This window comes from Rhodococcus sp. C3V (assembly GCF_029269915.1).
GTDB classification, from domain to species: domain Bacteria; phylum Actinomycetota; class Actinomycetes; order Mycobacteriales; family Mycobacteriaceae; genus Rhodococcus_F; species Rhodococcus_F qingshengii.
Genome location: NZ_JARJBE010000047.1, coordinates 1 through 1,727, shown reverse-complemented (window position 1 = coordinate 1,727; position 1,727 = coordinate 1). Strand labels below are relative to the sequence as shown.

The window sequence follows — 1,727 nt, the reverse complement described above, 5'->3', positions numbered from 1 at the left end:
AGTCTGGTCGCATTGAGCGAATTACCACCCAACTCGAAGAAATCATCATCCACACCAACCCGCGACTCACACCCCAAAACCACCGCAAAAGCAGCAGCCACCACCAACTCCGAAGCAGAACCAGGCGCCCGAAACACCCGCACACCGAAAACAGGCTCCGGCAACGCCTTCCGATCCAACTTCCCCGCACTCGACAACGGGAACTCGTCAACAACAACCACCACATCCGGAACCATGTACGACGGAAGCACCAACCCCACCGCAGCCCGCGCCCCCACCGAATCCACCGAAACTTCCGCATCGACCGAGGACCCAGCCGTCACATACCCGACCAGACGACTCCCCCCATGCACCACCACCACAGCACCCGAAACACCCGGCAACGCACCCAACGCCGACTCGATCTCACCGAGCTCGATCCGCACCCCACGAATCTTCACCTGAAAATCCGACCGACCCAAATACACCAAAGACCCAGCAGCACTCCACAACACACGATCACCCGTGCGATACATCCGAGCACCCACCACAAACGGATTCGCCACAAACCGATCCGACGTCAAATCCGGACGCCGATGATAACCACGAGCCAACTGCGCACCATCGAGATACAACTCACCCGCAACACCCACCGGCACCGGACGCAACCGCGAATCCAACACATACCCACGCGTATTCCACACCGGCGTCCCGATCGGCACCACCCCCGACACCGAACCCACAATCCGATGCGCCGTCGTCGTAATCGCCGCCTCCGTCGGACCATACGTGTTATGCACCGCAGCCGACGTCAACGAACCCAACGCCACCGCAAGCTCCGGCGACAACTCCTCACCACCGGCAAACAAATGCCGCAACGAACCCAACGCACCACCAAAACCATCAGCCACCAACGCCGCAAGCACCGACGGAACGAACTCCGCCACCGAAATCGCATGCTCGACCATCACACCCGCAAGATAATCCAACTCACGATGCCCACCCGGCCGCGTCACCACCAACCTCGCACCCACCGTCAACGGCAAAAACGACTCCCACACCGACACATCGAACGTGAACGGCGCACGCGCCATCACCCGATCATCAGCACCCACCCCGTACTCCCCAGCCAACCACGCCAACTGATTGACAATCGCCCCATGACTGACCGACACCCCCTTCGGCCGACCCGTCGAACCCGACGTGAACATCACATACGCCGCATTACCCGACCGCAACGGCGCAACCCGATCACCATCAGAAACCCGACCACCCGAAAACCCACCCACATCAAGACCATCGAGAACAACAACATCCACACCCACAGGCAACACACCCACAAACGCAGAAACAGTCAACACAAGCTGCGGCGCAGCCGAATCAACCACAAACCCGATCCGCTCCACCGGCAACTCCGGATCAATCGGCACATACGCACCACCCGCAGCAACAACCGCATGCATCGCCACGATCATCTCCACCGAACGCTCCACCGCAAGACCCACCAAAACATCCGGCCCCACACCACGCCCGATCAACCACCGCGCCAACCGATTCACCCGCACACCGAACTCGGCATACGACAACACCACATCACCGAACACCACAGCCACACGACCCGACGACACCTCAACCGAAGCCGCCACCAAATCCGCCAACGTCACATCCTCAACACAACGATCCGTCTCATTCACACCCCCCAACACCAACCCACGCTCCACCACAGACTCCACCTCGAACATCTCGAC

Annotated in this window: 1 protein-coding gene; it reads right to left on the bottom strand. The window is 60.2% G+C overall.

Features of this window, described 5'->3' with window-relative positions; translation table 11 throughout:
* A partial coding sequence (locus P3G66_RS31700) for an amino acid adenylation domain-containing protein (protein ID WP_276117873.1) occupies positions 1–1,637 on the bottom strand: 1,637 nt, incomplete at its 3' end.
* Positions 1,638–1,727: the final 90 nt, after the last annotated feature.